Source organism: Cellulomonas palmilytica (genome assembly GCF_021590045.1).
In the GTDB taxonomy this organism is placed as follows: domain Bacteria; phylum Actinomycetota; class Actinomycetes; order Actinomycetales; family Cellulomonadaceae; genus Cellulomonas; species Cellulomonas palmilytica.
In genome coordinates, this window is the sequence record NZ_CP062221.1 from 2,906,496 (window position 1) to 2,928,922 (window position 22,427).

The window sequence follows — 22,427 nt, forward strand, 5'->3', positions numbered from 1 at the left end:
ATGGGTGCTGCGGTCCAGCTCGTCGCCGGGCAGGTGCGGGTCGGCGACGCGACGTTCCCGGGGGCGCTGCTGCCCGACGGGCGGGTCGCGCTGCTGGGCGCGCACCTGCGCCGGCTGCGGCTCGGTGAGCGCGACGACCTCGTCGCGCTGGCCGCGCAGCTCGCCGGGCGCGACGCGGTGCGCACGCTCGCACGCCTCGTCCTGACGGCGGCTGGTGGTCTCGGCGACGACGAGGGGGGCGGGGACGACGAGGCCGCCCGCGCCGTGCTCGAGGCGGTGGCGCTGCACCTGGCGGGGGCCGAGCACGACGGTGCCCTGGTCCGCACGCGCCTGCTCGCCGCCCGGGCTGCCGGGGCCGCGTCCGCCGACCTCGCGGCCGTGGACGCCGACGACCTCGCGGACGGGCTGGCGGACGCACTGACGGACGACGGCGGCTGGACCCGGATCACGCTCGACGGCGCCCAGGGCGCAGCCGCCCGCGGAGCACCGCGCTCGCCCGACGACGTGCGCGACCACCTCGCGGCCGCGCTCCTCGCCCGCGCCGCCGAGCCCTTGGACGCGCAGCTCGCGCGCGTGCTCGTGCTGACCGGCCCCAACGACCCGCCGGACCCTGGACGGTGGGCCCCCACCGCCCCTCCGGACCTCCGGCCCGCCCTCGCGGATGCACCCGGGGCACCGGGCCCGACCGCGCCGACCGACCCGGGGACGTGGTCAGGCCTCCGTGAGCCGACCAGCGACGCGACGCTCGTCGCCGGCCGAGGGCCGACGAGCCAGGACGACACCCGGTGGCGTGCGCGCGGCGGCGGGGACCCGGCCGCGTCCCGGGCGAGCGACCTCGCCTCCGTCGCGACCGACCCACCGTCCGCCGTGGCGTCCGCGCGCCGCGAGCCGCCCGCCCGCGGTCACGCGCACGCCGGGCCGCGCACCCCGAGCACTACGACGGGCCTCCCGCCGGCACCCGTCCGCACCGTGCAGCGCGGCGGCGGGCCGGGCAGCGGGACGGCCGGGCCCGCGACGCCCGGGCGGACGATCGCGGTCGACGCCGCCGCGTCCGACCCCCGTGACCGATGGGGCGCCCCGGCGGCCGACCCGTCCGCAGCGACCGCGCGCGACCCGTGGTCCGACGCGGGCTCCTGGCCGCTCGGCGTGCCGACGCCCGGCACGAGCGCGCTCGTCGGCTCCCCTGCCGCGGCCGTGCCGGAGCCCGGCCGCCTCGCCACGGGGTCGCTCGTCACGCGGGGGCGCGGCTCGACCGGTCCCGGCACCGACCCCCGGACCCGCGAGGCGACGCCCCCGCTGCCGGCCTGGACGCCGGACGCCCCCGGTGGACCGGCCGGTCCGGCGCAGCCGATCGACACCGACGCCCTGGCCCGCGCGCTGCACCGCGCGGCCGACCTGCGGGGGGTGCGGCGATGAGCATCCCGACCTCGCTGCCCGCGACCGGCCCGGAGCCCGGCGCCCGCCCCATGCCCGTCATCGGGGACGTGACGCTCACCGCCGCCCAGCGCGTCGACCACGCGCTCGACGGCGGGTTCGTCGACGTGCCCGTGCTCGGCCTGCCGGGGCACGCGCAGCAGCGCTCGGGGCGGCCGAGCCACCGCGTCGCGATCGCGGCGGTCCTCGCCGGCCCGAGCGCGCTCGACGACCTCGGCAAGCTCCAGGCGCTCGCGGCGTCCGGCGAGCCGACCACGTTCAGCGCGGACATCGTCACGGCGCTCGAGCTGCAGCAGGTCGTCGTCACACGGCTCGCGGCGAGCGAGGTCGCGGGGCGCCCCGGGGTGGTCGACGTGCTGGTCGAGCTCGCCGAGGACCCCCCGCTGCCCCCGCCCGCCCAGCTCGCGGGCTTCGGCGGGCTCGACGACTTCGGGCTCGGCGACCTCGGGTTCGACACCGACCTGCTCGACGACCTCGCGGGCCTGGCGGACGACGTCGCCGGTGCGGTCGAGGGCGCGCTCGCGGCCGTCGACGCGCTGTCCGCGCTGTCGGGGCTCGCGTCGTTCGACTTCGACGGCGTCCTGGCCCCCGTGCAGGACGTGCAGCGGTCGATCGAGGACGCAGGCGCGCAGCTCGGCACGGCGCTCGACGCGCTCGGGCAGGTGTTCGGCTCATGACCCTCACGACCGGCGCCACCGTGACGCTCGACGACCTGCGCTACACCGTGCAGATCCGCTCGGTCGCGGCCGAGCTGGTGCTGCTGCCCGGCGTGAACCGCGCGGAGGTCGCGATCGCCGCGGGCGTCGACGTGCCGGCCGCCGCGGGCGCGCGGGCGAGCGTCGAGCTCGACGGTGGGGACGGCGCGGCGGTCGTCCTGACCGGGACCGTCGACCACGTCGAGCGCACGACGAACGGCGCGGTCGTCGTCGTGACCGACGCGGGTGCCGCGCTCGCGGCGACCCGGCCCGCCGAGACGTACAACGGGCTGACGGGCGTGCAGGTCGTCGGCAAGCTCGCCGACCTCGCGTCGGCGGACACGGGTCAGGTCGTGGCGCTCACGCAGACCGCGGCGTACGTCGCGGACGCGAGGCGCACCGCGGCCGAGCACGTCGCGACGATCGCGCAGCGCTCCGACGCCGTCGCCGCGGTCGACGCCGAGGGACGCGTGACGGTCGTCGCGTGGCCGGTGGGCGTGGCGACGGCCGCGATGCGGCTCGACCGGGAGTTCACGTCGTTCACGACGTCCGCGCACTCACCCGGCCACGAGTTCGCGCCCGTGGGCGCGGGTGGCTCGGGCGCCGCGCAGGCCCCCGACGTCTGGGTGCCGAGCACCGACGCGGTGACGGGAGCAGACGACCCCGACGGCACGCGCACGTGGTCGCCGGACCCGGTGCTGCGCACGCGCACCGACGTCGACCTCGCGGCGCGCGGCGAGGCGAGCCGGCGCGGCGCGGCGACGGCTCGCATGCGCGCCACGTGCTGGTTGCAGCCCGCGCGTCGCCCGGGCGACGTGGTGCGGATCGACGAGACGAGCGACGCCGCGCAGTCCGGCCCGTGGCTGCTCACGTCGGTGCGGCACGAGCTCGCACCGGGCATCGCCCGCACGACGCTCGCGGGGGTCGCGGCCGGCTCGTCCGACGGCCTGCTCGGCGCGACCGCCGGAGCACTGGGAGGTCTGCTGTGACCGACGTGCTGTACGACGCGGTCGCGCGCATCGCGCGCCACGAGGCCGACGCGCGCTCGTGGGTCTCGGTCGCCACCGTGACGGAGGTGCACACCACCGCCGCGGGCTCGCCCGTGCACGCCGTGAGCGTGCGCCTGCGCGACACCGCGGTCGTCGTGCCGTACGTCCCGGTCGCGGTCGGCGCGCTCGGGTTCGTCGCGACGCCCGCCGTCGACGACCTCGTCGTCGTCGCGTTCGCCGACGGCGACCCGCACGCGGGCGTCGTCGTCGGACGGCTCTACCACCGGGACCTGGCGCCACCCGAGCACGGGGACGGGAAGGTCGTCCTGCAGCTCCCGCCGGGGAGCAAGGACGTCGACCTGCAGGTCGACGCGAGCGCGCCGCAGGTCACGCTCGTCGTCGGGGACACGAACGTCGAGATCGCGAAGGACTCGACCACGCTCACGATCGGCGACTGCGAGGTCACGGTCGACGGCGCGTCCCCCGGGAGCGTCACCGTCAAGGCGAAGGACAGCACGCTCACGCTCGGCGGCAACGGCGAGGTGAGCCTCGAGGCGTCGACGAAGCTGACCCTGAAGGCCCCCGAGGTGGTCATCGACGGCTCGGCCAAGGTCACCGTCTCCGGCGGCGTCGTGGAGGTGAACTGAGATGGGCACCCCCGCCGTGGGCGCCGACGCGATGGTCGTCGCGGTCGACACGCACATCGTGCTCGTCCCGACGCCCGGCGGCACCGTCCCGACCCCGCTGCCGCACGTGTTCTCCGGCACGATCTCGAGCGCCACCTCCTCGACCGTGAAGGTCGGCGGGAAGGCGGCGGCCACGCTCGACTCGGTCGCCAAGAACCAGCCGCCGCACATCGCCATGCCGCCCGGGACCTCGTTCCAGAGCCCGCCCTCCGACGAGGGGAAGGTCACCCAGGCGTCGACGACCGTGACCGTCGGCGGCAAGGGTGTCGCGCGCGTCGGCGACCAGGTGACCACGTGCAACGACCCGACCGACCAGCCCGTGGGCAGCCTCGTCGGACCCGTCGGGACGGTGATGGTCGGATGAGCGACGTCCTGGGCACGGACCTGCGCGTGCTGCTCGGCCCGCCGGGCATGGCGGCGCACGACGCCGCGTACCTCGACCTGCGGCTGGGCGCGGGTGTCGTCGACCGCGCCGCGGACGGTCCGCAGCTCGTCTCCGACCGGCACAACCTCGGCCAGGCGCTCGTGCTGCGCCTGCTCACACCGCGCGGCACGCTCGCCGACCTCGGGCACGCGGAGTACGGCTCACGCCTGCACGAGCTCATCGGCGAGCGCAAGGACGAGGCGAGCCGCGCGCGGTGCAAGGCGTTCGTGCTCGAGGCGGTGGCGGCCGAGCCGCGCGTGCAGGACGAGGTGGTCGAGCTCGCGTTCGACCTCCCGTCCGAGCGCCCGTCGGAGCTGCGGTTCCTGCTCACGGTGCAGCCCGTCGACGGCGGGGCGCCCGTGTCGGTCGGACTGGGGGTGGAGCTGTGAACGGCCTGCCGGACGGCTTCTCGCCGCGCCCGTACCCGGAGATCGTGCGCGACACGCTCACCACGCTCACGGGCGGCACCGTGCGCGAGGTCGTGACCGTGCCCGCGGGCGACCTCGTCCTCCTCGACGCACTGCGCGACCGCCCGATCCGGCGGGTCAGCCACCTGCAGGGTGTCGTCGAGGTCACGCGGCCGCTGCGCGACGCCAACGGTGACCTCGTGCGGGACGCGCAGGGCCGCACCGTCGAGGAGCAGGTCCCCGTGCCGTACCGGTTCACGGACGCGGACTTCGAGGTCGTCTCCACCGGACGTGAGGGCGTCGAGCGCGACGCGATCCGGTTCCGCCCGACGGGCCGCCGCCCGCCGACCGGCTCGACCGTCGTCGTCAACTACTACCCGTCGCAGTCGCGCCCCGCGCCGATCACCGACCTGAGCGTCGGGTCGGTCGCGCGCACGCTGCTGGAGTCGGTGGCGCGCGAGCTCGCGCTGGTCGAGCTGCAGCTCGACGCGGTGTACCGCTCGGCGTTCCTCGAGACCGCGCAGGGCACGTCGCTCGACAAGGTCGTCGCGCTCGTCGGGATCGCCCGGCGGCCGGGCGGCGTCCCGACCGCACGGGTGCGGTTCACGCGCGCGACCGGCTCGACCGGTCGCATCACCGTGCCCGTCGGCACCGTCGTCGCCGACACGCAGGCCAACCGCTACGCGACGACCGTCCCGCTGGTCCTGGAGATCGGCGAGGACTCGCGCGAGGTGCTCGCCGCCGCGCTGTCCCCCGCGACGGCCGCGGTCGAGGCGGGCGCGCTCGACCGCCTCGAGGTGCTCATCGCGGGCGTCGGCGCGGTGACGAACGAGGCCCCCGCCGCGGCGGCCGGCGGCGCCGAGCCCGACGACGACCTGCGTCGGCGCGCGCGGGGCGCGCTCGCGGTCGCGGCGCGCGGCACGCTCGACGCGCTGCGGCTCGGCGTGAAGAACCTGGAGGGCGTGCAGGACGTGACGGTCACCGAGTTCCCGCACGGTGTACCGGGCGAAGTGCTGCTCTCGGTCGGCTACGACGGCGAGCCCACCGCGGAGCTGCTGCAGCGCGTCGCGGAGCGGGTCGACGACCTGCGGCCCGCCGGGGTGCGGGTCACGACCGACCGCACGCAGCCCCAGCCGGTGCAGGTGACCGCCACGCTCGTGCTCGCCGGTTCCGGGGTCGGCGGTGCCGAGCTGCAGTCGCTGCAGGCCGCGCTCGAGGAGCGCGTCGCCGCGATCCTGGGCGCGCTGCCGCCCGGCGGGACGGCGCGCACCGCGCAGCTCGCGGCCGCCGCGCTCTCCGACCCGCGCATCGTGGACGCGACGTTCGGGCTCGACACGGGTGCCGGGCCGCAGCCGACCGTGACCGCGCCGACGGGGCACGTGCTGGCGGCCGTGCGGCCGTTCACGCACGTCGTGAGCACCGAGTCCGGTGCGGGACCGGGCGCGACCGTCCTGGTCGACGCGCTCGTCCCCGTGCACCTCGCCCCCGGCGTCACGGCCGGGCAGGCGGAGCAGGCGATGAGCCTCGCCGCGCGCTCGTGGGCCGCGGGCCTCGGGCCGGGCACGCAGATCTCGGTCGACGCGTTCGTCGCGGCCGTGCGCGACGACACGCGCTACGCGGTGGTCCGCGCGGACGTCGCGCTGACCACGGAGGCGGGCGACCGGTTCCTGCGCCTCGCCGACGGCCTCGGCACGCACCCGCTGGGCGCGCAGGACTCCGCCGAGATCCGGTCGGTCGCGCTCGACGTACGTGAGGGAGGCGTGTGATGCGGACCGACGCCGTGCTGTCCCACCTGCCCACGCTGTACCGCGAGGGCGAGCTGCTGGGCGCGTTCGCCGGCACGTGGGGCGTGCAGCTCGACGGTCTCGACGAGGCCGGCGTGAGCGTGCAGCGCGCGCACTGGTTCGACGCGACCCCGGACCTCGACGAGGCCGCGGCGCTCGCCGCGCTGCTCGACATCCCGCCCGAGCCGTTCCACGCGGGCCTCGGCGAGTACCGCGCGTGGGTGCACGCGATGGTGCGCTCCCGCCTGCAGCTCGGCGCGGTCACGCGCGAGGCACTACGCGTGCTCGTGAGCGACTACGCCGAGGGCTTCCAGCGGGCCGCGGGCATCCGCACGGTGGAGCGCGTCGACGCGTGGTCGGCCACGTCCGACGGCCCGCAGCTCGTCGACAACCCGACGCTCGTGCGCGAGACCCGGCTGCCGGACGCGGGCGGGTGGGAGCCGCTCGCGCACCTCGAGCTCGAGAACCGGGGCATGGACCCGGCGCCGTGGGCGGTCGTGCTGCGCGGCACGGGCGAGACGCCCGAGCACTCCCCCGTCGTCGTGAACCGCACGACGGGCCACGCGGTGCTGTTCCGCGGCTCGCTCGCGCTCGGCCAGCGTCTGACGATCGCACCGTCGGCCGACGACCGGTCGCTGCTGCGCGCCGACCTCGACGGGCACGACGTGACCTCCCGCCTCACGGTCTGGACGGACCTGCGCGCGAGCGCCGACGGGCCCGGCGACCCGGCGGGCACGCTCGTCGCGGGGACGCTCGCGCGCGGCACCAACGTGCTGTGGTTCCTGCCCCTGGCCACGTACGACGCGCCGGGCCTGGGCCGCTACCTGCTCGCGATGGCGGACGACTCGCTCACGCAGGCCCGCTTCGACTCGACCGCCTTCGACCGCTCGCTGTTCGCGCAGCCCGCGCTCGTCGCGGCGCGCGTCGCGTGGGTCGAGGCGCAGCCCGCGACGCTCGAGGTCCGGCTGCCCGCGAGCACCCTGACGAGCGACGCGGACGGCGCCGAGGAGGCCGTGCTCGCCCGCGACCGCCTCGAGGCCGGCCTGGACGCCGCGGTCGAGCGGACCGCGGGCGCGGGCATCGCGGCGGACGTGGTGCTGCGCGCGTTCACCGAGCGGCAGCCCGGCGAGGCGCACCTCGTCGGCGTCTGGCCGCGCACGTTCCGTGAGGCCGGACCCACCGGCGCGGACGCGCTGCCCGACGCGGGCGGAGCGTTCGACGTCACCGACTTCGACGACTCGGTCCTTGCCTGAGGAGGCGTCATGAAGGCGAAGCTGCACCTGGTCCTGACCGACCACGACGGGTCGGTCGTCGACGAGCGCCGCGCGCACAACACCGTCATGGCGAGCGGCGCGCGGATCATCGCCGACCTGTTCGCCGGGGTCGGCAGCCCCATCACGCACATGGGCGTGGGGACCAACGACGACTCGCCCGAGGACGTGTCGGTGACCGCGCTGACCAACGGCAGCGGCGACGACACGGCGCTGCAGGGGGCGACGACCACGCCGATCGCGGCGACGGCGTTCACCTCGACGCTCGTCCCGGAGCGGCGCGTCGTGCGGGTCCGGGTGCGCGCGACGCTCCCGAACGACGCGGCCGTGGGGCGCATCCGCGAGGCCGGCCTGGTCTCGCAGGGCGACGACGAGTCCGTCCTCTACAACCGCGTGGTCTTCGCACCCGTCGACAAGGGCGACGACCACGAGCTGACGCTGTTCTGGGAAGTCGAGTTCCCGTACGGCGACCTCCAGTGGCTCACGTGAGTCGAAGGGAACCCGACCATGGCCAAGGCAGCGTTCGACATCCGCCTCGAGGGCTACGTGCCCGCGAACCGCGACGCGGTCGTCAAGCTCGTGAACCAGTCCACCGGGCAGCAGGTGGAACGCAAGCCGTTCCTCGACGGCTCGCTGCTGGTGCGCGACCTCGACCCCGGCAACTGGGAGCTGACGGTCACCCACCCGAACCTGGTCAGCGCGATCGACCGGCGCGTGGTGCGGCTGTTCCCGCAGGACATCCCGACGCGCGTGCCCGTCGTCGTGCCGCCGGACCTGTTCCGGGACACGCCGATCCGCGACATCCAGGACGCGGACCTCGCCCCCGTGCAGCAGCAGGCGGGCGCGATCACGACGAACGTGGGGCGGCTCGCGAACAAGGCGCCGGGCGAGGTCATCCGCGCCGAGGACTGGAACGTGCTCGCGGCGGCGGTCGCCGACCTCGCGCGCGCGGTCGGCGAGCTCACGCGGCTCGTGTCCCCCGTGGGCCACGACCACCCGGAGATCGCCGAGAAGTTCGCCGAGGTGCAGGGCAACATCCTGCGGTTCAGCGAGTCGTTCGGGCGCAGCCTGCTGGAGCTGCGGCGCGAGGTCGAGAGCCAGAACCTGCGCGGCCGCCTGACCGCCGTGCTCGACAAGGGCGCGGCGACCACCGCGGTGCGCGACCGCGTGCTGAGCCGGGTCACCGAGCTGCAGCAGTCGACGCTCGTGACGACCGCGCAGTGGACGCCGCTCATCGCCAACCACTCCAACGCGGCGATCCGCGAGGTCCTGGAGCTCGCGAACGAGCAGGGCACGGGCGCCGACGACTTCCTCGCGTCGCCGGAGGTCAGCGGCGCACTGACGCTGCTGCAGACGTTCTCCGCCGTGGGCGGCGTGAGCCGGCCCGAGGAGGAGCTCGAGACGTACCGACGCGGCGTCGCGGCCACGGGGCCGTCCCTGTTCCGGACCCTGTGACGGCTCGACCACCGAAGGAGGACGACCATGGCCACCGCCGTCGAGATCGAGCGGCTGCAGGCGCTCGTCGAACGCCTCGGCCCGCTCGCGGGCAAGACGCGCGGCGAGCTCATCGCGGCCGACGACTGGAACACGCTCGTGTCCGCGATCGTCGAGATCGGCCGCGCGACGGTCGCGACCGGGCAGGCGGGCGTGCCGCAGCACGAGCACCCGGACCAGGTCGGGATCGGCTGGCTCGACCCGCAGCTGCGGCAGATCGTCACGGGCGGCGGCCTCAAGGACCCGGCGCTGGACTCGGCGCTCATCAAGCTGCGCCGCGACGTGAGCCTGCTCGACACGCGCCTCGGGCGCGTGGGCGACGACCTCGCGGCGACGCGCACGCGCGTCGACGTGGTCGCGACGAACGACGTGACGCGCACGGCGACGCTCGACCGGCTCAACCGCAAGGTCCTGGGAGCGGCCGACGACCGCGGTGACATCGCCGACCTGCGCTCGACGCTGCGCACGCTGCAGACCGAGGTCGGGCGCGCGGTCGAGGTGGGCAGCCTGCTCGAGGTCGACGGCGAGCCGCTCGACGTGCCGGGGCTCGTGCAACGGCTCGGCTCGGTCGAGCAGCTGCGGGACCGGCTCACGCGCCCGGACGGCTCGTTGCTCGACGCGTCCGGGCTCGAGATCCGGCTCGCCGAGCTGCAGGCGGCGCTCGTCACGCAGGAGCAGCTCACCGAGGCGATCGACGAGGTGCGCTCCGGCGGCGGCAACCCGCGCGACCTGGACCAGGTGCTCGACGCCGCGCGGCAGGCGGGCCGGGCCGAGGCGACCTCGGCGGTCGACACGCTCGGCACGGACCTGCGCTCGGTGCTGAGCGCGCGGCTCGCGGAGATCGGCGACGAGGTGGACGCGCGCGTGCGCCGCGCGACCGCCGCGTTCGTCGACGAGGTGCTGACCACGACGCGCGCCGAGCTCGGCGAGGGCCTCGACTCGATGGCTGCGCGGCTGCGCGAGAGCATCGGCGCGGACGTCGCGGCGCAGCTGCGCGCGGCCGACGAGGCGACGCGCGAAGCCCTCGCGAACTTCGACGCCGCCCTGGGCGGTCTCGTCGAGAAGACCGTCGAGGGTCGGTTGGCGAACGTGCTGGGCGAGCTCACCGCACGGGTCGCCGCCGTCGACGAGCGCATGTCCGGGTTCGAGGGCGTGGTCAAGGAGATGAGCGTGCGGGTCGACCGGCTCGAGGAGCGCATCGAGGTCAACCGGCGCGACGAGATCGGCGAGCGCGACTCGCTGCGCAAGGAGCTGCTCTCGGAGATCGGCCGCCTCGAGCGGGACACCGGCACGCGCATCGGACGCGACGTGCAGGACGCCCGTACGCAGCTCGGGCTCGACCTGCAGGCCGAGGTCACCGCCGCACGACGCGACCTCGAGGTCAGCCTCGCCGAGGTCGCCCGGCAGGCGGCGGCCACCGAGGTGCAGGTGCTCGGCACGGGCCTGCGCACCGACGTCACGGGCGTCGTGCGCTCGGCGGTCGCGAGCGAGACCACGGGCGTGCGGGACACGGTCGCGGCCGAGCTCGCGGGCCTGCAGCTGCAGGTCGCCGGCCTGGTGACCAACGAGGTCGCGCGGCAGACGCAGGACATCCCGGCGATCGTGGAGAAGCAGCTCGCGACGCTGCGGCCCGAGCTCGAGCGGATCGTCGACGTGCGGGTCGGGCGGAGGTGACGCGTGCTCACCGAGCTCGAGTCCCGCCTCGCGGACGTCCTCGGAGCGGCGCTGCCGGCGCCGTTCGGCGGGCGTGTGCGGCGGCGCGGCGCCGCGCCGCCGAACGGCGCCGGGCCCGTGGTGCGGCTCGGCGTCGAGGCGTTCGCGCCGCTCGAGCCCGACCTGTTCTCGACCCGCCCGGAGGTCGACGCCGGTGCGCCGTCGCTGCGCCGCGTCGTGCGGCTGCGCGTGCGGCTCGGCGTGGACGTCACGACCGACCCGCCGGGTGACCGGCTCGGCGAGCTCGCCGGCGTGGACGCGCTGCTGTTCGCGCTGCAGGCGCCCGAGGTACGGTCCGGGCGCGCGCTGGTCGCCCCCGGCGACCAGGGGTTCCGCCTGGACTCGCTCGAGCTGCTCGAGGCGGGCGACGACGACCCCGCGGTGCTGCTCGAGGCCGTGGGCTGGTTCTGGCCCGTCGGCGTGGCCGGTCAGGACGGCCGCGCGATCGCCCGCGCCCTCGTGCGCGAGGTCCGCCTCCCGGTGCGCCTGACGTTCGGCGCGCCGCTCGTCGCGGGCGGCACGGGCGTCGCGTGCGACCTGGTGTTCGGCTCGACGGGGACGCTTGACGTCACCGCGGAGGCGACGACGAGCGCACCGTTCGGCGAGGTCGCGCTGCACCTGCTCGACGCGGGCGGCGGTCCCGGCGCCGGCGCGCTCGACACGCCCGCCTCGCCCGCCGGGACGCAGGTCGTCGCGAGCGTCGACGGCGCGGGCACGACGTTCACGTACGTCCCGCCCGCGACCGCGGCGCGCGAGCAGCTCGTCGTGCTCGCGCGGGCGGGGTCCGGCGCCGACGCGCGCACGGGGCTCGAGCTCGCACGGTTCGACCTGGTGGTGGCGCCATGACCGTCACGGGGTTCGGGCTGGTCGGCGTCGAGGCGGTCGCCGTGGGCGTGTCCACGGGCGGGTACGCCCTGCTGCTCCCGCCGCCCGTCACGGTGCCGCCCGCCGGGCACGTGCTGAGCACGCCGTGGCGTGCCGTCGCGGGTGCGACCGGCGCGCGCGTGGGCCGCGCGCTGCTCACGGTCGACCCGGTGACGTCGGGCGACGGCCGCGACGTGGGCGTCGTGGCGCCCGCGAAGCAGCCGACGACGTCCATCACCGTCCGCCCGCCCGACCCGCGCGTCCCCACGCGCGCGCTCACGATCCCGCGGTGGGTGAACGCGCCCGACGGCGAGACGTTCCCGTGGTCCGCGGACCTGCACGTCGTCGTGCGGCAGAACGGGCAGCCCGTCGTGGCCGCTCCCCCGCTGCCGGCGGTCGGCTACGTGCCGGCGCAGCTCCCCGGCGGGTCCGTGTCCGGCTCCCGGGTGACGCTGCCCGACCTGCTGGGCGACCTCACGGTCACCGTGGTGGCGGGCCGCTCGCTCGACGCGCTCACCGAGCTGCCGTTCGCGCACGGCGACGTCCGGCTGCGGGCGGCGCCCATGCCCGTCGGGCTGCACGTGGACGGACCGGACGGCGACGAGCAGCTCGCGGTCGGCGGGCCGGTGCGCTCCCGCGTCTCGCACGACCTGGCGCCCGCGCTGCAGCGCCACCTCGCCGCCGCGGTGCGCACCGAGCCCGGCGGGTCCGCGCCCGTGACCCTGCGCTCGGACGTCGTGGGCGACGCGCACGTCCAGCTCGACGTGCGGGACGTCGTGATCGAACGGGCGCTCGACGGCCGGCTCACCGTCGAGTGCGACGGGAGCCCGACGAGCGTCGTGCGGCCCGGCGTGGCACCCGGACGCGCCCCGACCCGCACGCGCGCCGACGTGACCGTGACCCACCACGGCGCCGCGCTGCACCCCGCGTCCGACCCCGTGCCGACCGCCGACGCCGACCTCGGCGGCCCGGCGGTGCGCGACGAACCCGTGACCAGGCGCGTCGCGGCCGCGACGCTCGCGGCCGAGCGGCTCGTGCGGGTCGGCGTCGTCGGCTGGCCGTCGGCCGGGACGGACCTGTCGCTCGCCGTGCTCGGCCGCACGCTCACCGCCACGGGGCTCGTCGGGCCGGCGGGACGGTCCGCGCCGCAGGTCGTCTGGTTCGACCTCGGCGGACCCGTCGCCGTCGACGGCCCGCTCGAGGTCACGCTGCGCGCGACGCGCGGCACGTTCGGCTGGCTCGCGGCGCCCGAGCCCGCGCTGCGCCTCGCGGTCGAGGCCCCCGCGGCGGGCGCGCACGTCACGGTCGGCGGGCTCACGCTCACGCTCACCGGTCCCGAGACGCACGTGCCGGGTGCCTCGCTCGCGGGCACGGACGGGTGGGACGTGTCGACCGACCAGCTCGTCACGGTCGCGCTCTCGAGCGCGGTCATGGAGTTCGCGCCATGAGGAGGCTCGCATGACGCTGCTGGACGACCTCCAGGGTCTCGACCTGTCGGCCGTCGTCGACGGGAAGCTCGACATCGCCGCCGCGCTCGACGTCTCGGACGTGCAGGCGCTGCTGGGCGACGGCGCCGTCGCGAGCGTCCTCGGCGACCTGGGCACCGCGGTGAGCACCGCGGTCGCGGCCGTGGAGGATCCCTCCTCGCTCGTCGAGCCCCTCGCCGCGGCGCTGCTCGAGCTGCTCGACCAGGTCGGCGCCGACCTGCCGCTCGCGCAGTACGCGAGCGCGGTGGCGGACGGGGCGCGCATCGTCGCCGGGCTCGTCGGCGCACTCTCCGGCGACCCGCTGCGCCTGAGCCTGCCCGGCACGGGCGACGCGGGAGGCGCGCTGGCGCGCGTGGCCGACGGCCTCGGCGACCAGGGCAGCGCGATCTCGGGCGGCATGGCGCAGCTCCGGTCGCTCGTGCAGCAGGTCGACCGCGGCCTGCCGAGCGACCCCGCCGCGCTCGTCGGCGTCGCGATGCAGATCCTGCTGCCGTTCGGCACGGCCGCGGTCGACCCCGTCCGGGCCTGGGCGCGCACGGTCGACGCGCAGCTCGACCGCGTGCGCATCGACCCGCGGATCGGTGAGGGGCTCGTCGTCGCGCTCGGCCGCCTGCGCACCGCCGCGGACGCGGGCGACGTCGCCGCGGTGCGCGCGGCGCTCACGACGCTCGCCGAGGTCCGCGCCGCGACCGTCACGCAGCTCGCGGCGGCGCTGCGCGCCGTCGCGAGCGTGCTGTCCGCGACGCGCGTGGGCGACCTCGCGGCCCCGGTGCGGGCCCTGCGCGGCTCGTTGCACACGGTCGAGAAGGGCGCGCTCGACCAGCTCGACGAGTGGCGCCGCATGCTCGTCGACGCGCGCGGGTTCGTCGAGGGCATCGACCCGCAGGCGGCGCTCGACGCGGCCCGCGCCCTGCTCGACGACGTCGAGCGCGCCGCGCGCGAGACCGTGCTGGGCCTCGTCGACCAGTCGGTCGAGGTCATCAAGGGCTGGGTCCGTGACCTGCTGCGCGAGCTGCCCCTGCGTCCGCTGCGCCAGGAGCTGTCGGAGGCGATCGCGCGGCTCGCGCGCGTGATCGACGACGCCGACCTCGACGCGCCCGTCGCGTTCGTCCGGGACACCCTCACGCAGGTCTCGCAGACGCTCGCCGAGGCGGACCCCGCGGCGCTCGTCGCGTCGGCCGTCGAGCGCGTCGAGGACGTCGTCCGCGACCTCGTCGACTCGGTGAGCGCCGCGCTGGGCGGGATCGCCGCGGGCGTCGAGGCGGTCGCCGACGAGGCGCAGGCCGTGCTCGAACGTGCGGTCGAGGGCCTGCGCGCGTTCTCGGAGGCGGCGCGCGGGATCGCCGACGCGGTCGGCGGCACGCAGATCAGCGACGCGGCCGACGCGATCGCCGCGCAGCTGCGCGAGCTGCGCGAGGAGGTCAGCGAGGTGGTCTCGTCGGTCGAGCTGCCCGAGCCGCTGCGGGCGGGCGTCGACCAGCTCGTCGGGCTGCTCGAGTCGATCGACCTCGACGAGGCCGTGCGCCGGCCGCTCGAGGACGCCGCGTCGCGGCTCACGGTGCCGCCCGTCGTCGGCCAGACCGTGCGCGAGGGCTTGCAGGCCGTGAGCGACGCGATCTCGTCGCTCGTACCGACGGACCTCGTGGGCGAGCTCGACGCGCTCCTCGCGGACGCGCTCGACCAGCTCTCGTCGATCGACATCTCGTCGCTCACGTCCGGCGTCACACAGCTGCTCGACGACGCGGCGGGCACGATCGAGGGCGTCCACCTGACCGAGCTCGTGGCCCCCGCGAGCGACGTGTTCGCGCAGGTGCTCGGCGCGGTGGACCGCGTGCACCCGCGCACGCTGCTGTCCCCCGCGATCGACCTGTACCGCCAGCTCACCGGCGCGATCCCGGTGCCCGCACCGGATGCGATCGGCGCGCGTGTCGGCACGGTCACGTCGCAGGCGGGCGAGGCCGCGGCGCGTGCGGTCGTCGAGCCGACGCTCGGCGCGGTGGGTGCGGGCGGCTCGACGCCACCCCCGAACCGCCCGCAGCCGACTCCCCCGCCGGACCTGCGGCTGGGCGACGTGGTGCGCCTCATCGGCTACCTGCCGGCGCGCCTGCGCGAGGCCCTGGCGTCGATGGGCGCCGGACCGGTCGGCGAGGTGCTCGCGACGATCGACGACACGCTCACCGGCACCGCGGGCGCGCTGCGCTCGACCCGCGACCGGCTGCTCGGTCTGCAGGCGCAGGTCGAGGCAGGGCTCGCGGCCGCGCTCGCGCCCGTGGGCGCCGCGCAGCTCGACGCCCAGCTCGCGCTGCGCGGCTCGGCCTCGCTGCGCTCGGGCGGGCTCGACGTCGACGTGTCCGTCGAGCTGGTCGGCGGCGTGTCGCCCGGGGCGCTGCTGCGCGCGGTGGACGGCGAGCGCACGATCGTGCTCGCCGGCACCCGCGGGCTCGCGGGCGCGCTCGTCGGACCCGTCGCGGACGACCTGGAGAACGTCGCGGTGCTGCTCGAGACCGCGCTGCCCAGCGGCGTGCTCGCGGACGTCGACGGCCTGCTCGCCGCACTCGACCCCGAACCGCTCGCGGCCGAGCTCGACGCGCTGTTCGCATCGATCGTCGCCGCGGTGCCCGCGTTCCTCACCGCCGCCGGGGCCGCGGTGACTGAGCTGGCCGACCGCGTCCGCGCCCTCGTCGAGGAGTTCAACCCCGGCTCTCTCGCGCAGCGCTACCTCGGCGTGATCGAGGTCCTGCGCGACGAGCTCGCGCTGCTCGACCCCGCGCGCCTGGCCGACGAGCTCGGCGAGGTCCACGCGGTGGTGCGCGCGACGATCGCGGCGTACGACCCCGCGCTGCTCGCCGCCCAGCTCGACGGGCTGCTCGGCCAGGTCGCCGGCGCGATCCGCGGGCTCGACCCCGCGAACCTCATGCCCGACCTGTCGGGCGTCGCGGAGCAGGTCGCGCGCATCACGGACGTGCTGCCGGTCGCCGCGCTGGACGGTGTGGGCACGCAGCTCGTCGCGGTCGGCGAGGAGCTGCGCGCGCTGGACGTCGAGGGGATGCTCGCGGTCGTCGACGCGATCCCGCCCCAGGTCGCCGACGGCGTGTCGTCGCTCGTCGAGGCGATCCGCGACGAGCTCGTCGCGCTGCTCGAGTCCATCCGGTACGCGGGCGCGTCGGCGTCGGCGTCCGTCTCCGTCTCCGGCTCCGTGGGGTGACGACCATGACGACCACCGACCAGCGCCTCGACGGCCGCGCCGCGACGGACCGCGTGACCGCGGTCGACCTCGGTGACGCGGGCGTGCTCGAGGTGGAGCGCGACGCGGAGTCCGGCGTGCTCGTCGCGCTGCGCGGAGGCGGGCGCGACTACCTCACGGTGGGCCACGACGGCACGCGAGCGTGGCACGGGGTGTGCACGACGAGCGAGCGGCTCGGCGAGGGGACGCTCGAGCGACGGGTGCGTCCGACGACGGGCGAGGCCTGGACCGAGCGGTACCGGTGGTCGGGCGACGACCTGGTGCACGTCGACGGCGTCGAGGTGCGCCGCGACGCGAGCGGGCGCGTCGTCGCGTGCCTGCCCGGTGGCCCGGACCCGGCGCCGGCCGAGCACCGCTGGTTCTACACGCACGACGAGCGCGGGCTCGTCGAGGTGCGCGGGCCGGGCCGCGAGCGCCGCGTGGTGCTGGGACCGGACGGTCGCGCGCGCGAGGTGCACGACGACTCGGGCGCGGTGGTGCTCCCGCACGACGCGGACGGCCGCCGGCTGACGGCCGTGCGGACCGCGGGCGACACCATCGACGACGAGGGCCGCACGTGGGTGACGCGCACGCCCGACGGCCGGGTCAGCCGCGTCTTCCTGTGGGACGGCATGCGCTGCCTCGCGCGCGTCGACGGCCCGCTCGGCTCCCCGCTCGCCGCGGTGCTCAGCCTCGACCCGTCGGGCACGCCGGTGCGCGTCGTGACGCCCGGCGGCGTGCGGCGCGTGCCGCGCGACGCGTACGGCGAGGGCCTGCTCGACGTGCCGGACGTGCCGGGCCTGTTCGGCGGTCGCGTCCACGCGGGCGTCGTGCACCTGCCGCTGCGCCGCCTCGACCCGCGCACGGGCACGTTCTGCGAGCCGGACCCGTGGCACGGCGGCGACGACGACCCGCGTCGGCCCGCCGGGTACACCGGCCCGGTGCCGGTCGAGAAGGAGCCGCGCTCGGCGTACGAGGTGTGCCGCGGGGACCCGGTCGGGCGCTCGGACCCGACCGGCGGGGTCTCGGCGGGCCTCGTGCTGTCGACGTTGACCTGGTCGTTCCAGAACAACGTCATGACGTTCTTCGGGATCGACTGGTGGTTCAACCTGTTCCTCAGCCTGCTCGCGGCCCCGTTCGCGGGCGACAAGTACGACTTCTTCTCCTCGACGGGCCTGTCGTCGACGGACCGGCTCGGGTCGTTCGGCGTGCGGCGCGACGGGTTCATGAACGTCATCACGGGCGGGCGCGCGTTCACGACGCAGCACATCGTCTGGTCCCCCGACGGCGAGTTCGCGGACCTGCAGCGCGGCGAGGTCGTCGACCCGCGCGGCGCGTACGAGCCCACGCACTACGGCACCGTGCTCTCGCTCGCGCCCACCGGCGCGGCCGTGTCGTTCCTCGCGTGCGGCCCGACGACGAGGATGCCCGGGCTCCCCGGCAACCTCACCACCTGGTCCCGCCACGGCGGGCTGGGCGTGCCGGCCGCACCCGGCACGCTCACGCCGTGGTTCCCTTCCGGCGGGCTGCACCTGGACACGTCCCGCGAGGACACGCGGCACGACGTCGAGGCGACGCTCACCGAGCTGCAGCCGGGCCCGGTCGGGGTCGGCGACTTCGAGCAGCGCTCGGTGCTCACATCGACCGCCGCGACAGGGCTCGCCGCAGGGGCACGCGTGCTCGTCGACGACGGCACCGCGCTCGCGATCGCGACCGTCGTGGGCGTGGTGGCCGTGCCCGGCGGCGAGCGCGTGCAGCTCGCCGAGGAGCTCACGGTCACGGGCACGACGCTGCGCGTCACGCCGCTCGAGGACGCGCCCGCCTCGTCGGAGACCCGACCCGCGGGCGCGCCCGCGGCGTCCCTCGACGCGCGCGGCACGACGACGACGTACGCCCCGGCGGACCTCGTGCGCGTCACGGCGACGAGCGGCCAGGTGCTCGTCGCCCGGGTCGCGCACCTCGAGGCGCGCCTGCCGCTCGAGCGCCCGCTGCCGGCCTCGCTCGCCGGGCCCATCGCGGTCGCGACGGGGACGGCGGGCCCCACGGTGCCCGTCACCGCGACCGGCACGACGCTCGACTTCGGCACCGCCACGCCACCGGGCCAGGGCACCACGGGCCTGCTCGTGGGCGGCACGACGACGGGCGTGCGCGTCGAGACGCCACCGACCGGCTCCACCACGACGGTCGACCTCGCGGCACCCGCGGGCACCACGGGCTTCCAGACGGTCACCGCGAGCACGGTCCTCGGCTCACGCACCGACGCCGCCGAGGCGGACCCCGCGCTCACGTACACGCCGCTCACCGCGGGCTCCGCCCCGGACGGCTCCGCGGGGCTCGTCCTGGTGCGCGTCGAGTCCGCGGGCACGGCGCACGCGCGCGTGGTGCCGGGCGCACCGGCGCACGACGTCGTCGTGCTGGACCGCCCGCTCGTCGGGACCGGACCGTTCACCGTCGAACGGTGGCGCACGCGCGGTGCGGCGCTCACCTCGCTCACGCTCGCGCAGGTCCTGTCCGTCGTCGTGCCCTCGCCCGAGCGGTTCGAGGGCATGCCGCTGCTGCTCACGCGCGTGGCCGGCGAGCCGCCCACCGTGACCGCGGCGCTGACCGGCGTCGACGTGACCGACGGGACGACGACCCTCGCGACGCCCACCGCGGCCGCCGGGCTGCGGGCGGGCTTCCCGGTGCGCGTCGGCACCGAGCACACCGCGGTGCGCGACCTGCGCTGCGACGTGACGTTCGCGCCCCCGGTCGACCTCGGCGGCGGCGACCTGCGCCTCGTGCGGCTCGAGCCGACGGGCTTCGCGTACGACGCGGTCGTCGCGGCCGCCGACGCGATCGACGTGCGGCCGACCGTGACCGTCGGCGGGACACCGGTCGCGGCGCCGTTCCTGCGCGTGCGGCCCGGCGACCTCGTCGAGGTGACGTCCGGCGGCACGACGACGTGGCACCGCGTCACCGCGGCGAGCGCGGGGCGGCTGACCGTCACGGCCGCGGCGACCGCCCTGACGCCCGGCGCGACGGCGACCGTCCGGCAGGCCGCCGTCGACGACCCGGACACCGGCTGCCCGTTCCTCGGCATCCGCGGCGCGCGCACGGGCACGGGGCCGACGACCACCGCGACGTTCTCGCTGTGGCGCTCGGACGACCTCCCGGCCGGGACGGCCGCGCTCGGCATCGTCGACGGCGACGTCACGCACCCGGTGCAGCAGAGCGCGGCGGCGGTCGTCCGGTCGGTCACGTTCTCGACGTCCTTCGCCGCGTCCGCGGTCGACGTCTCCGTCTTCACGCACGTCACGACGGCGGTCCTCGCGTCGGTCACGCGCGACGGCGGCGTGCTGCTCGCGGAGACGCCGCCCGGCGCGGGCACCATCACCACGGCACCCGGTCAGTCGATCGTGGCCGTCGCGCTCGAGGCGGTGGGCGACGCGCGCACCGTCACGCTCGGCCCGGGCACGCTGCTCGTCCCCGACGAGGAGACCACCGAGATCGACCGCGGGCAGTCCCTGACCAACCACGAGCTCACGCACACCGTCCAGTACGCGCGGTGGGGGCCGCTGTGGTTCTGCGCGTTCCCGATGATCGCGCTCGAGCTCCCGGCGATCCTCACGTCCGACACCGAGCTGCCGGAGTTCTCGGCGTTCCTCGACGCGACCGTCGCCGCGGGCGCGGACGCGCTGTGGGACGTGACGATCCCGCAGCGTGCGGGGGTGTCGATCGCGAAGGACGACACGCTGCAGGTGGTGCAGGGCTCGCGCATCGTCGAGGTGGAGGTCCGGTCCGTCGCGGGCGACGTGGCGCGCGTCCGCGTGGCGTCCGGCACCCTGCCGACCGGCCGCGTCGCGGTCCGCAAGAAGCAGCGCTCCGCCGGGTGGGACGTGTCGATCGCGATCCTCGACCTCATGACGCACGGCGGCCTCGTCAACCTGCTCGCCGGGTCCACGTGGGGCGGCATCTTCTGGCTCGTCGGCAAGGCGTTCTACGGGCTCGGGCGCGCGATCGGCGGCACCGGCGACCTGTACGCGGGGACGGTGACGGTCGGCGGCACGACGATCACGCTCGCGCAGGCCGCGGACGCGGAGAAGATCCCCGTGACCGGCCGCGTCACCATCCGGCGGGGCGAGGACACGGTCATCCGGTCCGCGACACGCGCCGGGCAGACCCTCTCGCTCGGTGAGGCGATCACGTTCACGGGCGACGTGCGCGTCGCCGCGTACGACTCCCACGAGCCCGGCAGCGCGTTCGACTGGTACGACTACCGCGCCGGGACGGTCGACGCGGCGAACCACTTCGCGGTCGACCTCGGCGCCGACCACGGCCTCGATCCCGAGGACCGCGTCGTCGTGCGCTACCGGTCCGGCCGCCCGTTCCGCACGGACGTGCTCGCCGTCGCGGGTGCGCGCGTCGAGCTGTCCGAGCGCGTACCCGTCACCGGCGGTGAGCTGTCCGTGCGCATCGCGCGCGTCGGGGCGAGCGACCCGCTCGGCAACGCGGACTCGGCCGCGATGGTCGAGATGGGCATGGGCTGGATGAAGTGGCTCTTCGACCCGTTCGGGCAGATCGAGCCCGCGGTCGCGCCGGGCGACTGGACGCGCTGGCTGCTGCGGGTCGTGCGCTGGCTGCTCGGCACGCAGAACTTCTCGCTGCTGCCGTTCGGGTACGTGTGGTGGGGGCGGCTGTTCGGGATCCAGAAGGAGCACGAGGCGCCCATCGAGCAGGAGGCGTCCAGCGAGTCCGGCGACGTGTACTCGCCGCTCGGCCGCCTCACGGGCGAAGTCGTGCACTCCGACGGCGCGATCGCCGACGCGCGCGCGACCGTCGGGGACGTCATGCGCTACCGGTACACGCCGGGCTCACGGTTCCGTAGCTTCGTCGTCGCCGGCCGTCTCGACGGCCCCGGCGTGCACCTCTCGCGCACCCTGCGCGTGATGCCGACGCGCTCGTCCACCGGGGCGGCCGCGGACCCCAACGGCACGGTCCGCTCGGACGCCGGCACGGCGGACCCCGGACGGTTCGTCGACCCGACGCTCACCGACCACGACGGTGACACCGACCCCCGGATGCTCCCGCGCAACGGCGGCGGGGCAGGCGACGCGCTCGGCTTCCGTGCCTCAGCGCTCGGCTCCGTGCCCGTGAGCGCACGGGTGCAGCGCAACGAGAGCATCTACGCGGCGTTCACCCGGCCCGGCGACCACCGGGTCACGACGCTCAACGGCATCGCCGGCGCGACCGAGGCGGTCGAGGCGCACGCCAAGGGCCTGCAGACCCTCTGGTTCGACCTCACGGTCGCGGACGTGACCGTGACCGCCGCGGGCCGCACCCTCGACGCCTCGAGCCCCGGGACGAGCGATCGGCTCGTGCTCGTCCCGTCGCAGTCCGTCGACGTCACGACGACGCCCGCGACGCCGCGCGTGTACCGAGTGACCGCGCTCGACCCCACGAGCTCCGTCACGGTGAGCGACGCCCGCCTGACGGCCGTCGCGGCGACCACCGCGCCGGTGCCGGTCGAGGTCAGCCGCTACTACGCCGCCACCGACGGGCGGTACACGGGCGGGCTCGCGTACGCCGGCATGCACCTGTCGCGCGACCTCGACGTGCCCGTGCGGACCTTCACCGTCGAGGTCGTCACGACGCTCCCGCTGCGCGCCGCCGCGCGGGCGGACGCGACCGAGGTCACCACGCTCGCGCGCGGCACCGAGGCGTTCCTGCTGGTGCCCGCCAACGTCACGGTGCCGCCGGCGGTCACGTCGATCGGCGGCGCGCTGCCCTCGGCCGGCACGCCCGACCCGGCGACGCGCGTCGACGCACCGGATGCGGCCGCGTTCCTGGGCGCGACGGGGTCGGCCTGGCGCGTGCTGTTCCCCGCGAGCGCGACCCCGGGAGACTACGAGCTCACGGTGACCGTGGGCGACGGTGCGACGCCCCACCCGCTGACCTGCAGGGTGACGGTCACCTGAGC

Annotated in this window: 15 protein-coding genes; all 15 read left to right on the forward strand. The window is 76.4% G+C overall.

From position 1 onward, the window contains the following. From F1D97_RS13125 to F1D97_RS13195, 15 genes are read left to right on the forward strand one after another with little or no spacing between them, the layout of a single operon-like run. On the forward strand, window positions 1-1,416 hold the full coding sequence (locus F1D97_RS13125) for a hypothetical protein (protein WP_236120928.1): 1,416 nt from the start codon (window positions 1-3) through the stop codon (window positions 1,414-1,416). Then, complete coding sequence (locus tag F1D97_RS13130) at window positions 1,413-2,111, forward strand: hypothetical protein (RefSeq protein ID WP_236120929.1); 699 nt, start codon at window positions 1,413-1,415, stop codon at window positions 2,109-2,111. Before F1D97_RS13125 ends, F1D97_RS13130 begins: the two co-directional genes overlap by 4 nt. Beyond that, a complete protein-coding gene (locus F1D97_RS13135; RefSeq protein ID WP_236120930.1) occupies window positions 2,108-3,118 on the forward strand; it encodes a hypothetical protein in 1,011 nt (336 codons plus the stop codon). The genes F1D97_RS13130 and F1D97_RS13135 overlap by 4 nt, the downstream gene beginning before the upstream one ends. Beyond that, window positions 3,115-3,765 (forward strand): phage baseplate assembly protein V, encoded by a 651-nt coding sequence (locus F1D97_RS13140; RefSeq protein WP_236120931.1) that lies wholly within the window; start codon window positions 3,115-3,117, stop codon window positions 3,763-3,765. The genes F1D97_RS13135 and F1D97_RS13140 overlap by 4 nt, the downstream gene beginning before the upstream one ends. Window position 3,766: 1 nt before the next feature. Beyond that, a complete protein-coding gene (locus tag F1D97_RS13145; RefSeq protein WP_236120932.1) occupies window positions 3,767-4,168 on the forward strand; it encodes a PAAR domain-containing protein in 402 nt (133 codons plus the stop codon). Continuing rightward, window positions 4,165-4,617, forward strand: coding sequence for a hypothetical protein (locus F1D97_RS13150; RefSeq protein ID WP_236120933.1), 453 nt, complete (start codon window positions 4,165-4,167; stop codon window positions 4,615-4,617). The genes F1D97_RS13145 and F1D97_RS13150 overlap by 4 nt, the downstream gene beginning before the upstream one ends. Then, window positions 4,614-6,401 (forward strand): baseplate J/gp47 family protein, encoded by a 1,788-nt coding sequence (locus tag F1D97_RS13155; RefSeq protein ID WP_236120934.1) that lies wholly within the window; start codon window positions 4,614-4,616, stop codon window positions 6,399-6,401. The genes F1D97_RS13150 and F1D97_RS13155 overlap by 4 nt, the downstream gene beginning before the upstream one ends. Continuing rightward, a complete protein-coding gene (locus F1D97_RS13160) occupies window positions 6,401-7,672 on the forward strand; it encodes a hypothetical protein (protein WP_236120935.1) in 1,272 nt (423 codons plus the stop codon). Before F1D97_RS13155 ends, F1D97_RS13160 begins: the two co-directional genes overlap by 1 nt. Before the next feature lie 9 nt (window positions 7,673-7,681). After that, the gene (locus F1D97_RS13165; protein ID WP_236120936.1) at window positions 7,682-8,179 is read left to right on the forward strand and encodes a hypothetical protein; all 498 of its coding nucleotides are present in this window, start codon (window positions 7,682-7,684) and stop codon (window positions 8,177-8,179) included. A gap of 18 nt (window positions 8,180-8,197) precedes the next feature. Next, complete coding sequence (locus F1D97_RS13170) at window positions 8,198-9,145, forward strand: hypothetical protein (protein ID WP_236120937.1); 948 nt, start codon at window positions 8,198-8,200, stop codon at window positions 9,143-9,145. Window positions 9,146-9,172: 27 nt separating this feature from the next. Further along, window positions 9,173-10,858: a V-type ATP synthase subunit I gene (locus tag F1D97_RS13175; RefSeq protein ID WP_236120938.1), complete on the forward strand. Its 1,686-nt coding sequence runs from the start codon at window positions 9,173-9,175 to the stop codon at window positions 10,856-10,858. A gap of 3 nt (window positions 10,859-10,861) precedes the next feature. Beyond that, window positions 10,862-11,743, forward strand: a complete 882-nt coding sequence (locus F1D97_RS13180; protein WP_236120939.1) for a hypothetical protein — start codon at window positions 10,862-10,864, stop codon at window positions 11,741-11,743. Beyond that, on the forward strand, window positions 11,740-13,209 hold the full coding sequence (locus F1D97_RS13185; RefSeq protein WP_236120940.1) for a hypothetical protein: 1,470 nt from the start codon (window positions 11,740-11,742) through the stop codon (window positions 13,207-13,209). The genes F1D97_RS13180 and F1D97_RS13185 overlap by 4 nt, the downstream gene beginning before the upstream one ends. A 10-nt stretch (window positions 13,210-13,219) precedes the next feature. After that, window positions 13,220-16,453 carry a hypothetical protein gene (locus F1D97_RS13190; protein WP_236120941.1) on the forward strand — a complete coding sequence of 1,078 codons (3,234 nt, stop codon included), beginning with the start codon at window positions 13,220-13,222 and terminating at the stop codon, window positions 16,451-16,453. Between the two features lie 5 nt (window positions 16,454-16,458). After that, window positions 16,459-22,425: an eCIS core domain-containing protein gene (locus F1D97_RS13195; RefSeq protein ID WP_236120942.1), complete on the forward strand. Its 5,967-nt coding sequence runs from the start codon at window positions 16,459-16,461 to the stop codon at window positions 22,423-22,425. Window positions 22,426-22,427: the final 2 nt, after the last annotated feature.